14 protein-coding genes are annotated in these 17,921 nt (G+C 45.2%); all 14 read right to left on the reverse strand.

The features are described from left to right. Positions 1–21: 21 nt before the first annotated feature. Complete coding sequence (locus AC0YNT_RS23420; protein WP_475806969.1) at positions 22–969, reverse strand: ABC transporter permease; 948 nt, start codon at positions 967–969, stop codon at positions 22–24. Between the two features lie 109 nt (positions 970–1,078). After that, positions 1,079–2,791 carry an ABC transporter substrate-binding protein gene (locus tag AC0YNT_RS23425; protein ID WP_475806779.1) on the reverse strand — a complete coding sequence of 571 codons (1,713 nt, stop codon included), beginning with the start codon at positions 2,789–2,791 and terminating at the stop codon, positions 1,079–1,081. Between the two features lie 133 nt (positions 2,792–2,924). Next, positions 2,925–4,658, reverse strand: a complete 1,734-nt coding sequence (locus AC0YNT_RS23430) for a sensor histidine kinase (protein ID WP_475806780.1) — start codon at positions 4,656–4,658, stop codon at positions 2,925–2,927. Between the two features lie 15 nt (positions 4,659–4,673). After that, positions 4,674–6,242, reverse strand: a complete 1,569-nt coding sequence (locus AC0YNT_RS23435; RefSeq protein WP_475806781.1) for a response regulator — start codon at positions 6,240–6,242, stop codon at positions 4,674–4,676. A gap of 334 nt (positions 6,243–6,576) precedes the next feature. Beyond that, complete coding sequence (locus AC0YNT_RS23440) at positions 6,577–8,091, reverse strand: leucyl aminopeptidase (RefSeq protein WP_475806782.1); 1,515 nt, start codon at positions 8,089–8,091, stop codon at positions 6,577–6,579. A gap of 80 nt (positions 8,092–8,171) precedes the next feature. Then, positions 8,172–9,551, reverse strand: coding sequence for an ATP-binding protein (locus tag AC0YNT_RS23445; RefSeq protein ID WP_475806783.1), 1,380 nt, complete (start codon positions 9,549–9,551; stop codon positions 8,172–8,174). A 164-nt stretch (positions 9,552–9,715) separates the two neighbouring features. Next, positions 9,716–11,011 carry an anti-sigma factor domain-containing protein gene (locus AC0YNT_RS23450; RefSeq protein ID WP_475806784.1) on the reverse strand — a complete coding sequence of 432 codons (1,296 nt, stop codon included), beginning with the start codon at positions 11,009–11,011 and terminating at the stop codon, positions 9,716–9,718. Next, positions 11,008–11,802, reverse strand: a complete 795-nt coding sequence (gene sigI, locus AC0YNT_RS23455; protein WP_475806785.1) for an RNA polymerase sigma factor SigI — start codon at positions 11,800–11,802, stop codon at positions 11,008–11,010. The genes AC0YNT_RS23450 and sigI overlap by 4 nt, the downstream gene beginning before the upstream one ends. 233 nt (positions 11,803–12,035) lie before the next feature. Then, positions 12,036–12,452 (reverse strand): hypothetical protein, encoded by a 417-nt coding sequence (locus AC0YNT_RS23460; protein ID WP_167282176.1) that lies wholly within the window; start codon positions 12,450–12,452, stop codon positions 12,036–12,038. Positions 12,453–12,830: 378 nt separating this feature from the next. Continuing rightward, positions 12,831–13,379, reverse strand: a complete 549-nt coding sequence (locus AC0YNT_RS23465) for a peroxiredoxin (protein WP_167282174.1) — start codon at positions 13,377–13,379, stop codon at positions 12,831–12,833. A gap of 147 nt (positions 13,380–13,526) precedes the next feature. Next, the gene (leuB, locus tag AC0YNT_RS23470) at positions 13,527–14,606 is read right to left on the reverse strand and encodes a 3-isopropylmalate dehydrogenase (protein WP_167282172.1); all 1,080 of its coding nucleotides are present in this window, start codon (positions 14,604–14,606) and stop codon (positions 13,527–13,529) included. Positions 14,607–14,741: 135 nt separating this feature from the next. Beyond that, complete coding sequence (locus AC0YNT_RS23475) at positions 14,742–15,161, reverse strand: secondary thiamine-phosphate synthase enzyme YjbQ (RefSeq protein WP_475806786.1); 420 nt, start codon at positions 15,159–15,161, stop codon at positions 14,742–14,744. Between the two features lie 85 nt (positions 15,162–15,246). Beyond that, on the reverse strand, positions 15,247–16,791 hold the full coding sequence (locus AC0YNT_RS23480) for a 2-isopropylmalate synthase (protein WP_167282168.1): 1,545 nt from the start codon (positions 16,789–16,791) through the stop codon (positions 15,247–15,249). Positions 16,792–16,922: 131 nt separating this feature from the next. Beyond that, complete coding sequence (ilvC, locus tag AC0YNT_RS23485; protein ID WP_167282166.1) at positions 16,923–17,915, reverse strand: ketol-acid reductoisomerase; 993 nt, start codon at positions 17,913–17,915, stop codon at positions 16,923–16,925. Positions 17,916–17,921 lie beyond the last annotated feature (6 nt).

Below are 17,921 nucleotides of genomic sequence, written 5' to 3' on the forward strand. Positions count from 1 at the left end.
TTAGTCCAGCACGCAATAAATCTAGAACAGTCTACTCTGTCCAAGCCGCTTCGCAATCGAGTTGGCTGACAAGAGGAAGATAAAGCTGACGACCGTTTTGAACATGCCAGCGGCCGTAGCCAAGGAATAGTTGCCCATGTTCATCCCGTATTTCAGAACGAATATATCAAGGTTTTCGGAATAGTCAACGGTCATACCGTTACCGAGCAAGTATTGCGGCTCAAATCCGGATTCCAATATATTTCCTAGGTTCATGATCAACAAGATTACGATAACCGACTTCATACCAGGTAGTGTAATATGCAGGATGCGTTGGAAGCGGTTCGCTCCGTCAATCTCAGCAGCTTCATATTGTGATGGGTCAATAGTTGTAATGGCTGCTAAATAAATAATGGTGTTCCAGCCTACGTTTTTCCATACTTCCGATGCACCAAGAATACCCCAGAAGTAATTGCCTTTACCAAGCCACAAGATCGGTTGATCGATGAGATGCAGCTTCGTCATTAAAATATTGATGACCCCTTCAGGCGCCAGCGCCGAAGAAATAATGTTGGCCGCAACGACCCAAGAAATGAAATGCGGTAAGTAACTGATCGTCTGAACGACCCGTTTGAACATCATGTTGCGTAACTCGTTTAACATAATGGCTAATACAATCGCTGTTACAAATCCAAGTACAAGGTTGATCGAGCTCATCACAATCGTATTTCTTAGAACACGATAGAAAGAGTCATCACTGAATAAGAAGTGAAAGTTTTTCCAGCCTACCCATTCTTGATCAAACAAATCCTTTGCAGGTCTAAACTTTTGAAAGGAGATTGTCCAGCCCCAGAGCGGCACATATTTAAATAGGAACAACCAAAGCACAAACGGTATAGACATCAATAACAGTACTTTTTGTTGCATCAGTTTCTTAAAGAACAGTTGAAGCCGTGATGAGCTTGCTGCTGGGCTTTTGACAACTGGCATAACATCTTGTAGTTTCTCCACCTGCTATTCCCCTCTCTGCCATCTTGCATCCATCATAGATCGGAAGGCCGGTTAAGCTGCATCCGGCCTTCCGTCTACTTTTATTTAATTACCATTTACCATTAATACGGTCTTGAACAACTTTCGTAATGAACGTTTCATAACCTTTTACATCAAGCTTGTTCATTTGGCCTACATAATCGTTCCAAACCGAATCGAAATCGCTTGTTTTAGCAAGTACGAGTTTCGGAATATATTTCTTTTGAAGGTCGCTAGCTTTTTGCTCGAAGATTTGCTCTGGTGTACCTTGGCCTTTGTTGATACTCCAAGCTGGGTACCAAGCACGCTCGTCCGGTTTCGAGAAGTATTCGGAGAAGGTCTTAGCGCCGTATGCGTCCAGAAGTGCTTTGTCGCCATCTGTGTAACCTGCATAGGCTACTTCTGGCTGATTGCTTACTGCATACGAATTGCCGTCAGCAAGAACGGAGTTGTTGCCGTAACGCGGCCAGCTGTACTCGAAGTACTGCCATCCGATCGAGCGTTTTTTCTCAGGGTCACTACGATCAGAGATTTGTTGAGCGTTCATAATGAAGCGGCCGTTTGCGTCTACGCTATAGTTCTGATCTTTAACGCCCCATTGAACAAGAACTTGGTTCTCTTCTTTGAGCAGGTTGTCCCAGTACTTGATAATACGTTCTGGATCTTTAGCATTAACCGAAATACCGATACCGCGGTTGTTTACAAAGCTAGGTGGATCTAAGTATTGGTCTTTGGTGTTCTCATCAAATACGATTGGCAGCGGAGCGTAACGCTTCTCGTCAATGCCGGCTTTCATCAGGTTGTTCGTCGCATCGCCAACTTGCCATGCGTAGTTGAAGTAGCCAAGAACACGGCCAGAAGTCAGCTTAGCAAGGAATTGGTCTTTGTTCGCCGTGAATGTTTCTGGATCGAACAAGCCTTCCGAGTTCACTTGGTTCAGCTTTTGCAGCCATTTTTTCTCGTTATCAGTAGCTGCATATGTTTTTGCTTCATGTGTAGTCATGTCAACGATAACGCTGCCGTCATTTGGATAGCCCGCAAGGTGCATGGCTGGGTTCGTGATCGAGAAGAAGCTGTCAGCAGGACCAGCCAGGGAAGCGAAACCAATTGTTCCTTTGCCGTCCACTGTTGGATGCTTCTCTTGATATTGCTTGATTAGATCGAAGTATTGATCAAGTGTTTTGATTTTTGGATAGCCCGCTTCTTTCAGAACCGAACGTTGAATCCAGAAAGCGCCTTGGCTGATACCAGGATCGCCTACGTAGCCTTGGTTCGCACCAAATGGCAGGAAGTACATTTTGCCGTCTGCTTGTCTGAACTTATCGAAGTACTGGCCATACACGCGTTTGATGTTAGGACCGTATTTCTCGATCAAATCATCCAGTGGAATAAATGCGCCAGCATCAAGCAGCTTGTCGATTTCGCCTTCCGGTACGATAACGTCTGGATAGTCACCAGATGCGATCATTACGCCGGATTTCGTTTGCGGGTCGCCGACAAGGTATTCCATTTTCCAGTCTACACCGGTTTGGTTTTGCAGTTCTTTACCGATAACGGTGTCGCTAGCCATTGTGTCTTTCTGGCTGGTGAAGCTGTAATACGAGAAAGTGACGGGTGTTTTGTCTTCTGCTTCAGGTGAAGTAGATGCATTAGCTGCATTACCGCTGTTGCCTGTATTGCTGCTTTTTGGTTCATCATTATTGTTATTGCCTCCGCAAGCGGATGCAGTAACAGCTAACATCGCAGCAGCTAAGCTGACAGTTAAAAGCTTTTTATTGACCATTCTTTTTCTATCCCCTTTCGTCATTTCAACGCGTCTGTTGTAAGCACTTTCATCATAAAACGAATACGAGTTCTTGATTACCCCTCAAACTTTAGTTCGTACTTTGAAAAGCATAGTTCAATGATTTCGTCGTTTATTGACCATTCATGTCGAGAGGCAGGCGTAATTCAACTATAGTCCCATGACCTTCCTCACTACGAATGTCGAACTCGAAGGAGTCTTTATAGCACAATTTAAGCCTTGTGTATACGTTCTTCATGCCTACGTTATCACCAATGGAATCATCCATTCTTAGGTAGTTAAGAAGCTCAGAGAGCTTTGTTTCGGACATGCCGATCCCGTTATCAGACAATCTGAACATCAGCTTATCGCCCGTAATTCCGATATGAATCTGAATGAAGCCAATCCCCGGCGAGCCTTCAATGCCATGAATACTTGCATTCTCGACAAACGGAAGGAAGGTCATCTTCGGAATCATTTGATCGTAGACCGCATCTTCAATCGTCAGTTGATACTTAAGTTTATCGCCAAACCTGTATTTTTGAATTTCCAGGAAGCATTCGGTCAGCTCGATTTCCTCCCGAATAGTTACCCAGCTGCGTTTCCACGAGATCGATTTACGGAAAATTTTCGCCATATAGTGAATGGTCTTCGCCGTCTCCGTTTCACCCTTCATCAAGCTGCGCATCCGGATAGTCTCCAGAGAGTTGAACAGAAAATGAGGATTAATCTGGCTGTGAAGGGCATGAAGCTGCGCCTGCCGCTGCCGGATCTCAAGATCCTTTTTCTGAATATCCGCCAGGTAAACATCCGTAATTAAGTTGTCGATCCTCTCGGTCATACGGTTAAATTCACCGGTTAATTGACCAATTTCATCACGTGAATCATCAAGCGGAATCGTCTCGAAATGCTGGTTTTTCACTTTTTTCATATGCTTCACAATCTTAACGAGCCGTACATGAATCGACCTGGAGAGAGCCGCAATAATTAAAGAAGGCAGCACGAAATTAATGAGCGCCAAATAGATGACAAAAGCACCTGATTTCCGTACATCATGCAGGAAGCTTTTCTCATTAATCACACCATGCAGCGACCAATTATTCAAATAATTATTGTTGGTGTACACCTTGTCGAAAGAAATGGTGTTCTTCGGCTTTTCTACTCGATCAAGCTTAATTTCTTGGAAACGCCAGTCCAATGCATTATCATTCGAATAACGAATCGTGCCATCGGGCTTCAGGAAATAAATACTTCCTTCAAAGCCAGAGATAGCAAACAGCTGCTTTACAGTGGTCATATTCAGATCAATCTTGATTAGATTGTTATAGCCGTTGCCCTGCGTATAATTAAGCCTCTGAATAAGACTAAAGGTATCATCGGATTGAATTAACAGAGGATAAGACACCTTTGTATTCATAAACTCCCTGTACCAGTCCGTTGCCTTTTCAATATCCGTAAGCGGCATAATAGGTCCCGAGGACAATACGGTCGGATTATCGGTATAAATGATCGTAGAGCTGGTCGTTTTGTACGCCTGCTCGGATTTGTTAAAGACACTTCGGATATTGTTGAACGCTTCAACATATTCAATTTGAGAATCATAATTGTGGTCGAGAAGCTGGTTAAGAAGAGGATCAATGTAGTACAAATAGGAGATCCCCGCCGCTTCATCAATGACAGCACGAAGCTCGCCCTGAAGCTGCTCCAGGGCGATATTGGCATCATGTGTTTTCTGATTTTTAATATTGTTGGTTGTTACGTTGTAAAAAATAATATTCGTCAGCACGATCGGAATAAACACGCTGCAAATGTACATTAACAGCAGCTTGTCCCGCAGCTTTAGATGATTCCAATGAAATCTGCCCATCCAATCCCCACCCGTTTATTTTTTGCCCAGCAGCTTGTTGCGATAATCGGTCGGGGTTACTTTCTCCAGCTTCTCGAATTGGGTTACAAAATAATCGGCGTTCTGGAAACCTACCTTCTCCGCAATTTCGTACATCCGGAAATCCGTTTGACGAAGCAGCTTCTTCGCTTCACTGATCCGAATTTGCAGTAGAAAATCATTAAAATAGACACCGTATGTTTTGCGGAATAACTGTCCCAAATAAACCGAATTCATATAGAATTTGCCCGCAATACTCTTCAAGCTAATATTCTCGGTATAGCTCACTTCAATGTATTTCTTAATTCGTTCGATACCGCCCTTAGACTGCTCATTACGAAGCTCGGCTAAATAAGCGGCAGCCTCGTGCAGAAAATCAGCAAACAAGCTCTTAAGATCCTGTAATCGGCTGTAGTTGCCTTGCCAGTCCATAATAAGCGGAAGCTTGCGAAGTCCTTTCTCATCGCCTTCCATCTTTCGAATAATATTGATGATCCCGATTACGAATCGGGTAATTGTATTGGCGACAGCATTTGGAGCAAATCTTTTCTCAACAAACTGACGGAACAACAGCTCGATATCCTGCTCATACAGCTCCGCATTATTTTCTTCCAGACGCTCAAGCAGCCTGCTGTATACTTCCGAATCGACGTCGAAATAATACAGAGGTGTTCCCTGAACCTGGCTGGAATAGATAACGGGCGCATCATTCTCCGCATACTTGTAGGACATCGTTTCATTAGCAGAACGATAGGATAGATTCATTTCCTGTAGATGATCAACGGGTTTGCCGATATACAAAGTTACAGGTCGGCCCGAAGCTTTTGTTATTGCAGCATGCAGGCTAAGATAAGCGGATTCCAACCTTCCTTCCGATGTGACGAACTGCTCCAAATCGACTAATAGGCCATACAATCCACTGATTTGTTCATACACCGGTACTTTACCAGCTGGATTCGCCATCACCGTTTGCATAACTGCAGTTAACTCTTTGGCCGTCCACTCTAAAGTTGGTGTATTCGGATTAGTGTGAAGCTCGACCAGCACATATTGAAAACGGGAAATTTCCGGCATTTGAAGAGCAGCAGACAAAGCCCCTTTATCTTCTTCGGAAAACTGGCCCTGCACCAGCGTCTCCACAATAGAATCGGTAACAAAGCTGTCTCCAGCAATTGTCGTCAGCTTTTTAAGCCCAAGCGTACCGGAAAGCGTCTTTAAAGTAGACTCTAGTTCAACCTCGTCTATTGGTTTCAATATATAGTCATGTACGCCATATCGTAGTGCACGCTGTGCATACTGGAAATCATGATAGCCACTGACAATGATGAAAGTCGGACGATAAGCACCTTCCTCGGTAACTCTGCGTATCAACTCCAATCCATCCAGGACCGGCATCCGGATATCGGCGATAACAAGATCAGGTTCAAGCAGCTGAATTTTCTCGAGTGCTTCCTGACCATTACCCGCTTCGTCGCAAATCTCGTAGCCCAGCGATTCCCAGTCCATTAAATTTTTCAAGCCTTTACGAACAAAAATCTCATCATCCACTAATAATACTTTGTACATACGTGATGCCCCCTGACCCATAAATCGTAAAAGCGTAATAAACCAATTCCAATAATTAACGATATTAACTATTATAGAGACAAGTCTTTATGAAAAACATCCTACTATGGTTATCCGTATTATTGTATTATTAGGAAATTTCATTTCAATTAATTATCATGAAAGCGATTGCATCAAAATAATGTCCGGTGTACGCCGATGATTATACGGCTGTTGAGCACCTATTAATACCTAAAAACTATAGTTCTTTCTTTGTAAATTAAACAAAAAAAGCTAGTTATGGCAGGCTGATGTTCAGCCTTTCATAACTAGCTTTATGAGTATTTACTCGGAACTAGCTTTGGCTATTTGTCACCAATTCTACAAGTGTGCGAACCATTACGCCGGTTGCGCCTTTCGGCTCAATCCCGCGGCTCTTATCCAGATAAGCTGTTCCAGCTATATCCAGATGAACCCATGGCAGGTCTTCTGCAAACGCTCCAATAAACAATCCGCCTGTAATCGTTCCTGCATATCGGCCGCCGCTGTTTTTCAAGTCGGCTGCATCGCTGCGCAGCTGTTTCTTATATTCCGGATAAGTCGGCATCTGCCATACCCGTTCGCCGGAACGTACTGCAGCTTGCTGCAGCTGCTGCATTAATGCCTCATTATTGGTTACGACGCCTGTTGCTTCTGTACCAAGAGCAACAAGTACTGCACCCGTTAATGTGGCTACGTCAACCAGCTGCGTTGCACCACGGCGAATAGCAGTCGTTAAGCCGTCTGCGAGGACTAGTCGTCCTTCCGCATCAGTATTTACGATTTCTACCGTAAGACCATTCATCATTTTAATGACATCGCCCGGCTTAAAGGCTTGCGCAGACGGCATATTTTCCGCTGTAGGAATAACTGCAATAATATTTACTTCCGGCTTAAGCTCACCAATAATGCGCATTGCACCAAGAACTGCTGCAGCTCCGCCCATATCGGAGATCATATCTTCCATTCCAGGCCCCTTTTTCAAGGAAATGCCACCTGTATCAAACGTGATGCCTTTGCCGATTAAGCCCCACGCTTCCTCCTGATCAGGTGCTCCTTTATAATGAAGCACGATCATTCTTGGCGCGTGAATGCTGCCTTGGCCAACCGCAAGCAAACCACCCATCCCTTGCTCTGCTGCACTCCATTCATCCAGCACTTCAATATCCAGATCATATTCACGAGCCAGATCCTCCGCATGTGCTGCGAGGACTTCTGGTACCAGCTTATTACCCGCCATATTCGTCAAGTCACGAGCAACAATTACGCCTTCCGCATACACCACTCCAAGAGTAACACCCTCCATCCACTGCTCCGCAGCATCTGCGGGCAGAGCAACACCTGCTGCCGGTACAAAGGATACATGTGATAAGCTGTAACGCTGCTTCGGTTGACGCAGATCAGGCAGGCGGTCATAGACAGCTAAAGTAAGACCTTCCACCAGTGCCTGTGCCGCTTGCTGCAGTGTAAAATCTTCTATCGATACAATGGATTCCGGCAATCGTACTTGAGCCGTTTGCGCTTTGATCCGCTTTAATGCATTGGCTGCTGCAGCGGCAGCAAGCCGCAAGCCGTCTATGCCATTTTTATCATCATAGCCTACGAATATAATATGGCCAGCGGAATGTAGTCCGAGGGTCGATAAGACTTCTGTCTGCTCCGGTTCAGCCTTAAACAAGCCCTTCGCATAAAGCCCTCTGATGGCTTCGTCAATCTGCGGCAATATCCATTGCGCCGTGCCCTGCTTAAGCTCCGCAGCGCTGATCAGCCTTACAATCGCATCTGCAGACCCTGCTGTCGCAGCTGCTTCATATGTAAAATGTGTTTGCATGAATAAATTCCTCTCTCTCAATGACAAAATCGGGGATTCGCAAGATCTTAAGATCAAGCGCCTCCCCCGATTCTAATCGTTTATTCTGCTAATGGCAAATAGATCAAGAACGAAGTTCCACTTCCTTCGGTGCTGTCTACACGGATCGACCCATTATGATTACGGATAATCCGATAGCTGACCGATAAGCCAAGTCCCGTTCCAGCTTCCTTCGTTGTGAAGAAAGGATCAAACAAACGGGCAAGCGTCGCTTTGTCCATTCCTTTGCCATTATCCTTTAATGTAATTTCTGCAAAATGCCCGTCGGATCGCACAACAAGATCAATTCGGCCTCTTCGTGCTTCCTGAAGCGACTCAATGGCATCGATTGAGTTCTTGACAATATTCAAGATCACTTGCTTAATCTGTTTCACATCAATCGATACCATCAAATCACTGTCATTCTCATAGGTTTCGAGTTGAATATCGCAGTTACGCATTAAAGCTTCGCTCTCCGTCAGTAGTATAACCTCTTGAATCAGGCGATTAATCGACACTGATTTCTTCATTGGAGCCGATGGCTTGGATGAATTTAAAAACTCGAAAATAATATCATTGGCACGATCAATCTCCGTTAGGATAATCCGGGCATACTCTTCCTTGCCAAGCTGCATCAAGTAAGGACGGAGCAGTTGGATGAAGCCTCGAATTGATGTGAGCGGATTACGAATCTCATGGGCGATAGCAGCGGCAATACGGCCCAGCATGGCCAGCTTATCGTTCTGTAAAGCGGTCTGCTCTATTTGCTTGTATTCGGTTACATCCTTCACACTGATGAGAAAATCTCCGTTCATCTGCTCGCCATTCGTAAAGGTGACAAGCAAATGCTTGCCATCCTTATCTTGAAACTCGTAATAAACACTACGCTTCAAGATCATTTCCTTATACAAGCGAAGAATGACGCGCCTTGTCGATCGCTTCAGCAGCGGATGCAGCAAAATCTCCCTCAAATTGCAGCCAACCAGCGTTTTCCGCGGAATATCAAGCAGCCCTGCCATCCGGACATTAATAAACGACAGGATGCCGTCACTATCAAATAAGGCAATGCCGCTATCCATATGCTGGAGGACATTCTCATACTTATGCTTGACCATCTCAAACGACCTATTGGACAGAAATAGTCGCTCCCGCATATCCGAAAACTTTTGCTCCACGGTATCAATAGGCACTTCATTCATACGGTATGCAACCATCACTTCTATAAGAAACATGAACGATTGATTATAAAGTTTAACCGCTTCCTCTGATTCCACGTTGGCTGCCAAATATTGAATACTCTCTTCGTGAACAGCAATAATCTCCTCAGGCTTGAAGTTTTGCATGTATTTACCGAGTTCAGATGCTTTGTAGAGGGACTGCTCCTCGCCGTCACGAATATATTCGGCAAGCGCCGGGAAATAGCGCTTTCTAATGGAATGCATCTTCAACCCTCCCCGGCAACATCAATAGACAACAATTATCAACATAACATATCACTATTATCATAGGATCTATTACCAATAGCTGTCAATCGGAGACTTTGTCGAAAGATAGGTCATTTCCAATCGAAAAAACGACTAATTTCATGCGTCTATCGCCCTACCCTTTATCTATTCCGATCACGACGGCTATCTGAATCATCCCGCTTGTTATCCCAACGATCATCATCGTCATCATTATTGTTATTATTGTTATTATTGTTATTATTGTACCAAGACCATTTCTCCAGCTTATTTGAGCTGCTTTCGTCCTTATTCTTACTAGAGTTGCCTCGCTTGTCATCCTCAGAATCGTCATTTTGATTCCATCTGTTATTAGACCAATCCCCGTTCTGCTTCTTATCCTTATCCGAGCTAGAAGGCTTGGCAGGAGTAATCGGCTTCACGGGGCGATTTGGTTTATGTGACTTATCATCCTTAGACCAGTTTGGACGTTCCGATGGATTTGGTTTCGTTGGCAGCTTTGGCCGTGTTTCATTTGTTTTTGGCGATTCGGTTTTAACCGTGCTCTTCACTGGTGTTGCTGTCGGCTTAGCAGCTTGCGCTTTATCTACAGCAGGTGTTGCTGAAGCTTGCTTTTTGTTTTGCTTTTCCTTCTGAGCAAGTTCTTTCAGCTTTTCTTTGCTCGCACCCTGTTCGACAATTTTCTTCACACCGCCAATGGATTCTGTTGCATCCGCAATCGATTGAACCTTTAGTTGTTCAAGCTCAATATCGAATCCCTCTTCCTTGGCCATCAAATAAACAGCCATTTTACCAGAAGAGATGCCGTTTGCAGCTGCTTCCTCCCGAACTTCCGTAGGGACTGAAAGTACAGTCACATTGGGCTCATTGTTCGCATCCAGTTGCTTGATTGTTTCTTTTACTTTCTGATCAAGCGCTTTGGCTACCATTTGCTCGAGATCATTAGCTGGATTATCGCTATCCAGTATTAAACTTGTGATTACGATATCTTTATCTGGTTTATCCAAATAATGACCTTTCGCAACCGTACTCATAATCGATGCTGCTACAACATCAACCGGCTTACCCTTATAGCTCAGACCGCTAATAATGGCTTTCCCATCGCTATTGAGTCCTTTGAGCTCCTGCACTCGCTGCTCTTTATCTACTCCCATTTCGATGCTTGGATTAATATCCAAGCTTACGTAAGCAACCACAGGATGGGCCTCCGCTGTTGTAAGAAAGAAGAAGGGGATAATAAACAGCAGAATCGCTGCAGCTGCGCCGGAATACCAGAAGGCTCTTTTTGGTGCACGCTTAGGCACCTTCGACTCTGCCTGAATTGAAGTTTCTTCTCCAATTCGCATGTGGGCTTCGTGCGGGACTGAAATGAATTGGCCGTCTGCAGTCATTAGAACAGCCTTCTTGTTTTCTATGGAGAGAACAATTCCTCGTTTCATAATCCCGCCTCCTTCCCTTGCTTTGGTATTGTAATGTTTAAGTAGTCCGATAAATAAGGATATGTACCGTTCATAATAAGTGAAATCGCAATAATATATTTCCGGTTGCGCTCAACTGTTTTTCTCGACACGCCGCATAACTCTGTAAGCTCTTTGACCGGGAGTTTACCCGTCACATAGAGCTGTGCGAACATATCACGTTGACTTGCAAGTGTCTGGGCTATTCCCTGCAGCAATTGGCGGGAATCAGCATGCTTTGGTGAACACTCCGCAAGTTCCATGAAGGAAATCTGGAACTGCATCAATTCCTTCGTATATTCTTCAATCTCCAGACGCCTGTCATCACCGTCTTGCTTGAGCTGATAGGCATGCAGAGCCATCTTCGTATCTAACGGATTATAAATTTGTTCATCTTCATCCTGCTGATCAAATGCTGTATAGGGCACTGTCTTTAAATGACGCTGCTCCTTACGCACATAGTCAATCAGCCTGCGGCGCATGACCGTTTCTGCAAAGCTAAGGAAAGATCTACCTGATTCAGAAGAAAATTGTGTGATAGCCTCATTAAAAGCCGTTAAAGCGATACTAAACTCATCATCTCGAGTTGGGTCAACGTATCGTTTGCAGAATCCGCTTGTAACCTTAGCTACATACGGCCTGTAATCAGCAATGAACTTCTCTCTTAGCTGTTCATCGCCCTCTTTAATTTGTTTAATGATTTGCTCAGGAGATAGCCTTTCATCATGCGCAGCTTCAGCGGTAGTTTTCTTCCGCAAAAACCGTTTGAACATGAAGAGTATCCTCCTCTCTGTATAAATTTCGATAGTGCATCTTCTTTTTAAGGGGGTTCCAAGTTAGCAAATGTTAGAAATATGAGAAAAAACATTAGAAACATGTAGAAACGGTACTACCGTCTTCATTACAGCAAAGTACCGTTTCGCGATGATAGATAATAAGTACTTACAATACCTTATCCATAAAAAAAGCCTCCGGCTCGGAGGCTTAACTTTATTCCATCTAAAAGTTAAACAGACGTTCGTCGCTGCCGTAGTTTATTACGTCTGTCGCTCAACATACCAAGACGTGTCTTTAGCTCATTTTCCCATTCTGAATCGCCAATCTGCTTTGCAAAGCATAACAAGTCTAAAGACATGTCAATCTGGCTGAGTACAACATCCATCGGATCCTCATTCTCGTGATTGACGCAGTTTTCATGCAACGCTTTGCCTTCCTGTTCCACATACTCCTGGAAATCAACCTCGGCGGCGCCGTCCCCGTGTGCATATTCAGCCAGTATTTCATATTCATTCTCGATTAAGTAGTGAATTTCTACACGGTGACAAACAGGACAAAATAAGATAGGTACATTATGAATATGAGTTCGCATATGCTTCAAAGTGCCTTTCGTTCCGATCATACTCGCTCCACAACAAAAGCTCATCGGGCACAACCTCCTCAAAAGAATTTTCGCGGTCTTTGCGATAATTCTTACCTCGTAAGGATCAGCTTAAAGAATTTTCGCGGTCTTTGCGATAATTCTTACCTCGTAAGGATCAGCTTAAAGAATTTTCGCGTTCTTTGCGATAATTCTTACCTCGTAAGGACCAGCTTAAAGAATTTTCGCGTTGCGATAATTCTTACTTCGTAAGGACTAACTTCACTAGCGCATGCTTACTTCTCAAACTTATTCGCTTTCCTATACCGAAATTCCTGCTTTTCAAGCAGATTCCTGCGCCTTTCTACACAAAACGGGGAATAAGCGTATAAAAAATAGCCCGTACCACCTAAGTGGCACGGGCTATTTGCATCGAATAATCGATTATTTGGCAACCAGAGTTTGTTGACCTGGTTTCCAGTTCATTGGGCACAGACCGCCGGATTGCAATGCTTGCAATACGCGAAGAGTCTCATCCACGCTACGACCTACGTCGTTGTGGTTAACAACTTGGTATTTCACTTCGCCTTCTGGATCGATGATGTACAGGCCGCGCAGTGCAACGCCTTCTTCTTCGATCAGGACGCCGTAGTCACGAGCAACGCTCTTCGTGATATCAGCAGCAAGCGGGAAGTTCAATTGGCCAAGGCCATTGTCATTAACTGGTGTGTTGATCCAAGCGCGGTGGCTATGTTTGCTATCAACGGAAACACCAAGAACTTCTGTATTAAGTGCTTTGAATTGCTCGGAAGCAAGGCTCAAAGCTGTAATTTCGGTAGGACATACAAATGTGAAGTCGAGTGGATAGAAGAACAATACCAGCCATTTACCTTTGTAATCAGCAAGTGTTGCCGTTCCGAAATCTTTACCGTCACCTGTAGCTGTATCCATTTTGAAATCTGGAGCCGGACGGCCAACCAAACGCTCTGCCATAATACAATTCCTCCTTAACCAATCCAACAATTTTATAGTTAATGTCACTATCAAGTCGTGACTTACTTATAGAATAGTAACATCAGTCTATAATAAAGTCAATATTGTAATCAATATTTATTTATAATTATTATAATTAAGAGTTTCCTATTTTGTCATTGCTGCAACGATCAAATCGCCCATTGCAACTGTACCGATTGCTGTACTCTTATCAACTGCGATATCACCTGTACGGTGACCAGCATCAAGTACATTTTTAACCGCATCTTCAATCACTTGAGCTGCTTCATGGTAGCCGAATGTCAGGCGGTACATGAGTGCAACGGAGAGGATTGTCGCGATTGGATTCGAGATACCTTGTCCAGCAATGTCAGGAGCGGAGCCGTGTACCGGCTCGTACAGGCCGAAACTGCCTTCGCCAAGGGATGCAGAGGACAACATACCAATCGAGCCTGTCAGCATAGCTGCTTCGTCGCTCAGGATGTCGCCAAACATGTTCTCAGTAACGATTACGTCAAAGCTCGATGGACGGCGAAGCAATTGCATTGCGCAGTTGTCGACCAGTACATGCTCAAGTTCAACTTCCGGATACTCAGGAGCAATCCGGTTAACCACTTCACGCCACAGACGGGAAGTTTCAAGTACGTTAGCTTTATCAACGGAAGCGAGACGTTTGCTGCGTGTCATTGCGATTTCGAATGCTTGGCGCACGATACGCTCAATCTCTTGCACATTGTATACGCAAGTATCAACCGCTTCTTCACCACTCGCACCCTCACGACGGAATTTCTCGCCGAAGTAGATACCGCCAGTCAGCTCACGAACAACGATCAGATCTGTACCTTCCAGTACTTCTGGTTTCAGTGTCGATGCTTCTTTCAGGCAGTCAAATACGTTTGCAGGGCGGATGTTCGAGAACAAGCCCAGTGCTTTACGAATACCGAGCAAGCCTGTTTCAGGACGAAGCTCTTTCGAGTTGTTGTCCCATTTCGGGCCGCCTACAGCGCCGAGCAATACAGCGTCAGCATTTTTACAAATATCAAGTGTTTCTTGCGGCAGCGGAGTACCTTTCTCATCAATGGCAATACCGCCGAACAAACCATGCTCGAATTCAAATTGGAATCCGAACAATTCCTCGGTTTTTTTCATCACTTTGATTGCCTCGCCAACTACTTCTGGACCGATACCGTCCCCGGCGATGACAGCGATTTTTTTAACTTCTGACATAATTGAACACTCCTCTTATTCGCTCTAGTAAGCTATTCTCATTCTGTTATCATTTGTACCACATTTCTAGCACGAAAACCAAGATATAAAATCTATCATCTTTATAGGCACTGCTTATAAAGGCTATAGCCTAGCTTATCCATTGATTATCTTCACATGAAAATGACGATTACGCGGACCATCAAATTCGCAGAAATAGATGCCCTGCCACGTGCCAAGCAGCAGCCGGCCTTCAGTAATAATCACGGTCTGGCTTGTCCCTGTTGTTAGCGCCTTCAGATGAGAGGCCGTATTTCCTTCTGCATGACGGTATTTCGGATGCTCCCAAGGATACACCTCGTCAAGTCGCATCAGAATGTCGTGCTTAACATCCGGATCTGCATTCTCCTGAATCGTAATGCCGGCGGTTGTATGAGGACAGTATACCACCGCAAGACCTTCCTTCACCCCTTCACGGGCTACTATGGATGCTACTTTACGTGTAATATCCATCATTTCATCTCTTCTGGCCGTTTGCAGTGTTTCAGTAAACAATAGTATTCCCTCCTTCTTCATTTATTCAGCCAATTGACCACAAAAGCCAAACAGAGAAAGTCTGAATAGACTTAGTCCGCTTGGCTTTTGTCGGTATTGTTCTTTGTTAGATCAAGCTCATCTTATCGCGGCGTCCAGGGGACTTGCGCTTCTCGATGAGTCGGTTCACTGCGTCGATATAAGCACGTGCGCTTGCTTCAAGAATGTCTGTGCTAAGGCCGCGGCCTTGAGCAGACACTTCATCCTGCTTTAAGACGACATGCACTTCACCCTGTGCATCCTTACCTTGCGATACGGACTTGATGGAATAATCCTCAAGCTCAACCGCTTCTGCCGTTACTTTATCAATCGCATTGTAGATTGCATCTACCGAACCATTGCCGATCGCAACTTCCTCACGAGTCTCGCCTTCCGCTACGCGGATGCGAACCGATGCGCTAGGCGTCGATTGGTTGCCGTAGCTCACTTGAATCGCCTCAAGCGTAAATACTTCAGGCGTATCGATGAGCTTCTCTTCCAGGAAGGCACGGATATCTTCATCCGTTACATGCTTCTTGCGGTCAGCCAAATCCTTGAACTTCGCGAAGGCTGCGTTAACCGCTTCTTCATCCAGCTCATAGCCAAGGTCGATCAGCTTCTCGCGGAATGCAGCACGACCGGAATGCTTACCAAGAACAAGCTTCGAATCACGAAGACCGATCGTATCCGGAGAAATAATCTCGTAAGTTGTTTTCTCCTTCAGCATACCGTCTTGGTGAATACCGGATTCATGCGCAAATGCGTTCGCGCCAACAATCGCTTTGTTGCCAGGGATAACCATACCGGTCAGCTTGCTTACAAGACGGCTTGTTTTTGCAATTTCCTTCAAGTTCAATGTCGTCTTCGCATCAAAGTAATCGAAACGAGTCTCAAGCGCCAGCGCAATTTCCTCAAGTGCTGTGTTACCTGCACGTTCACCAATACCATTGATCGTACCTTCGATCTGGTCGGCGCCGTTCAGAATTGCAGCGAGGGCGTTAGCTGTTGCCATACCAAGATCGTCATGGCAATGTGCGCTCAGTTGAATTTTTTCGATATTTGGTACGTTTTCTTTCACGGTCTTGAAGATGTTGCCGTATTCAAGCGGATTCAAGTAACCAACGGTATCTGGAAGATTCACGACAGATGCACCTGCTCGAATCGCCATTTCTGTCATTTGGCAGACGAAATCAAGCTCGGTGCGTCCTGCATCTTCAAGCGAGAATTCGATCTTGCTGAAATACTTCTTCGCGTAAAGGATCGCGCGTTCAGCCGTTTCCAGCACCTGCTCCTTCTCCATCCGCAGCTTATGCTTGCGGTGAATCGGACTGGTAGCCAGAAACACGTGAATAGATGGATCCTGCGCGCCTTTCAGCGCTTCACGTACCGCGTCGATGTCCTGTTCGCGGGAGCGTGACAAGCCAATAATCGTAGCATTCTTAACTGCGCTCGCAACCGCATTAACTGCCGCAAGGTCACCTGGGGAAGCCGCAGGGAAACCAGCTTCAATCCGGTCTACTCCGAGCTTCTCAAGCTGCAGCGCGATCTCAACCTTCTCTTTTGTGTTCAGGTTAACACCGGGAGACTGCTCTCCATCACGAAGCGTCGTGTCAAAAATATAAATTTTTCGCATTTGTGCCTTACACCTCCGAGAACAGAATCATCCCGGACCACTCAGAGCGCGTGCCGGATAGGTTGGAACCTAACCTACTCGCACTCCGGCGAACCGGGATAACATCTTTTTATATGCGGGTTATGATCTTATTACTTTTTGATCCAGTGCATCAGTTCGCGCAGCTGTTTACCAGTTTGCTCGATTGGGTGAGCAGCCTCGTTACGACGAGTAGCTGTCAGCATAGCACGGTTCGATTGGTTCTCAAGAATGAAGTCGCGAGCGAAGCGGCCGGATTGGATGTCTTCCAGAACGCGTTTCATTTCTTTTTTCGTTTCTTCAGTAACGATACGTGGACCAGTTACATAGTCGCCGTATTCAGCTGTGTTGGAGATCGAGTCACGCATTGTAGCCAGACCGCCTTCATACATCAGGTCAACGATCAGCTTCAGCTCGTGCAAGCACTCGAAGTAAGCCATTTCTGGAGCGTAGCCAGCTTCAACCAAAGTTTCGAAACCTGCTTTAACGAGCGCGGAAGCGCCGCCGCACAGTACAGCTTGCTCACCGAACAAGTCAGTTTCTGTTTCTTCTTTGAAGGAAGTTTCGATAACGCCTGCACGAGTACAGCCGATACCTTTTGCATAAGCAAGACCAATTGCTTTCGCGTTGCCGGAAGCATCTTGATGGATAGCGATCAGACCAGGAACGCCGAAGCCCTCTTGGTATGTACGGCGAACCATATGACCAGGGGATTTAGGAGCTACCAGGAATACGTCTGTATCTCTGCTAGGTACGATTTGACCGTAGTGAATGTTGAAGCCGTGGGAGAACATCAGAGCCGCACCTTTTTTCAGGTTTGGTTCGATTTCTTCTGCATATACTTTCGCTTGGGTTTCGTCAGGGAGCAAAATTTGAACAACGTCAGCAACTTTAGTAGCTTCAGCTACAGTCAACACTTCGAAACCGTCTTTTGCTGCAACGTCTGCGGATTTACCCGGACGAAGGCCGATAACAACTTTCAGGCCGCTGTCGCGAAGATTTTGCGCTTGCGCATGGCCTTGGCTGCCGTAACCGATAACTGCGATTGTTTTACCTTGAAGTACGCCTTGATCTGCGTCTTTTTCATAATACAATGTAACTGCCATTTTAAT

The organism is Paenibacillus sp. J22R56, from assembly GCF_056269375.1.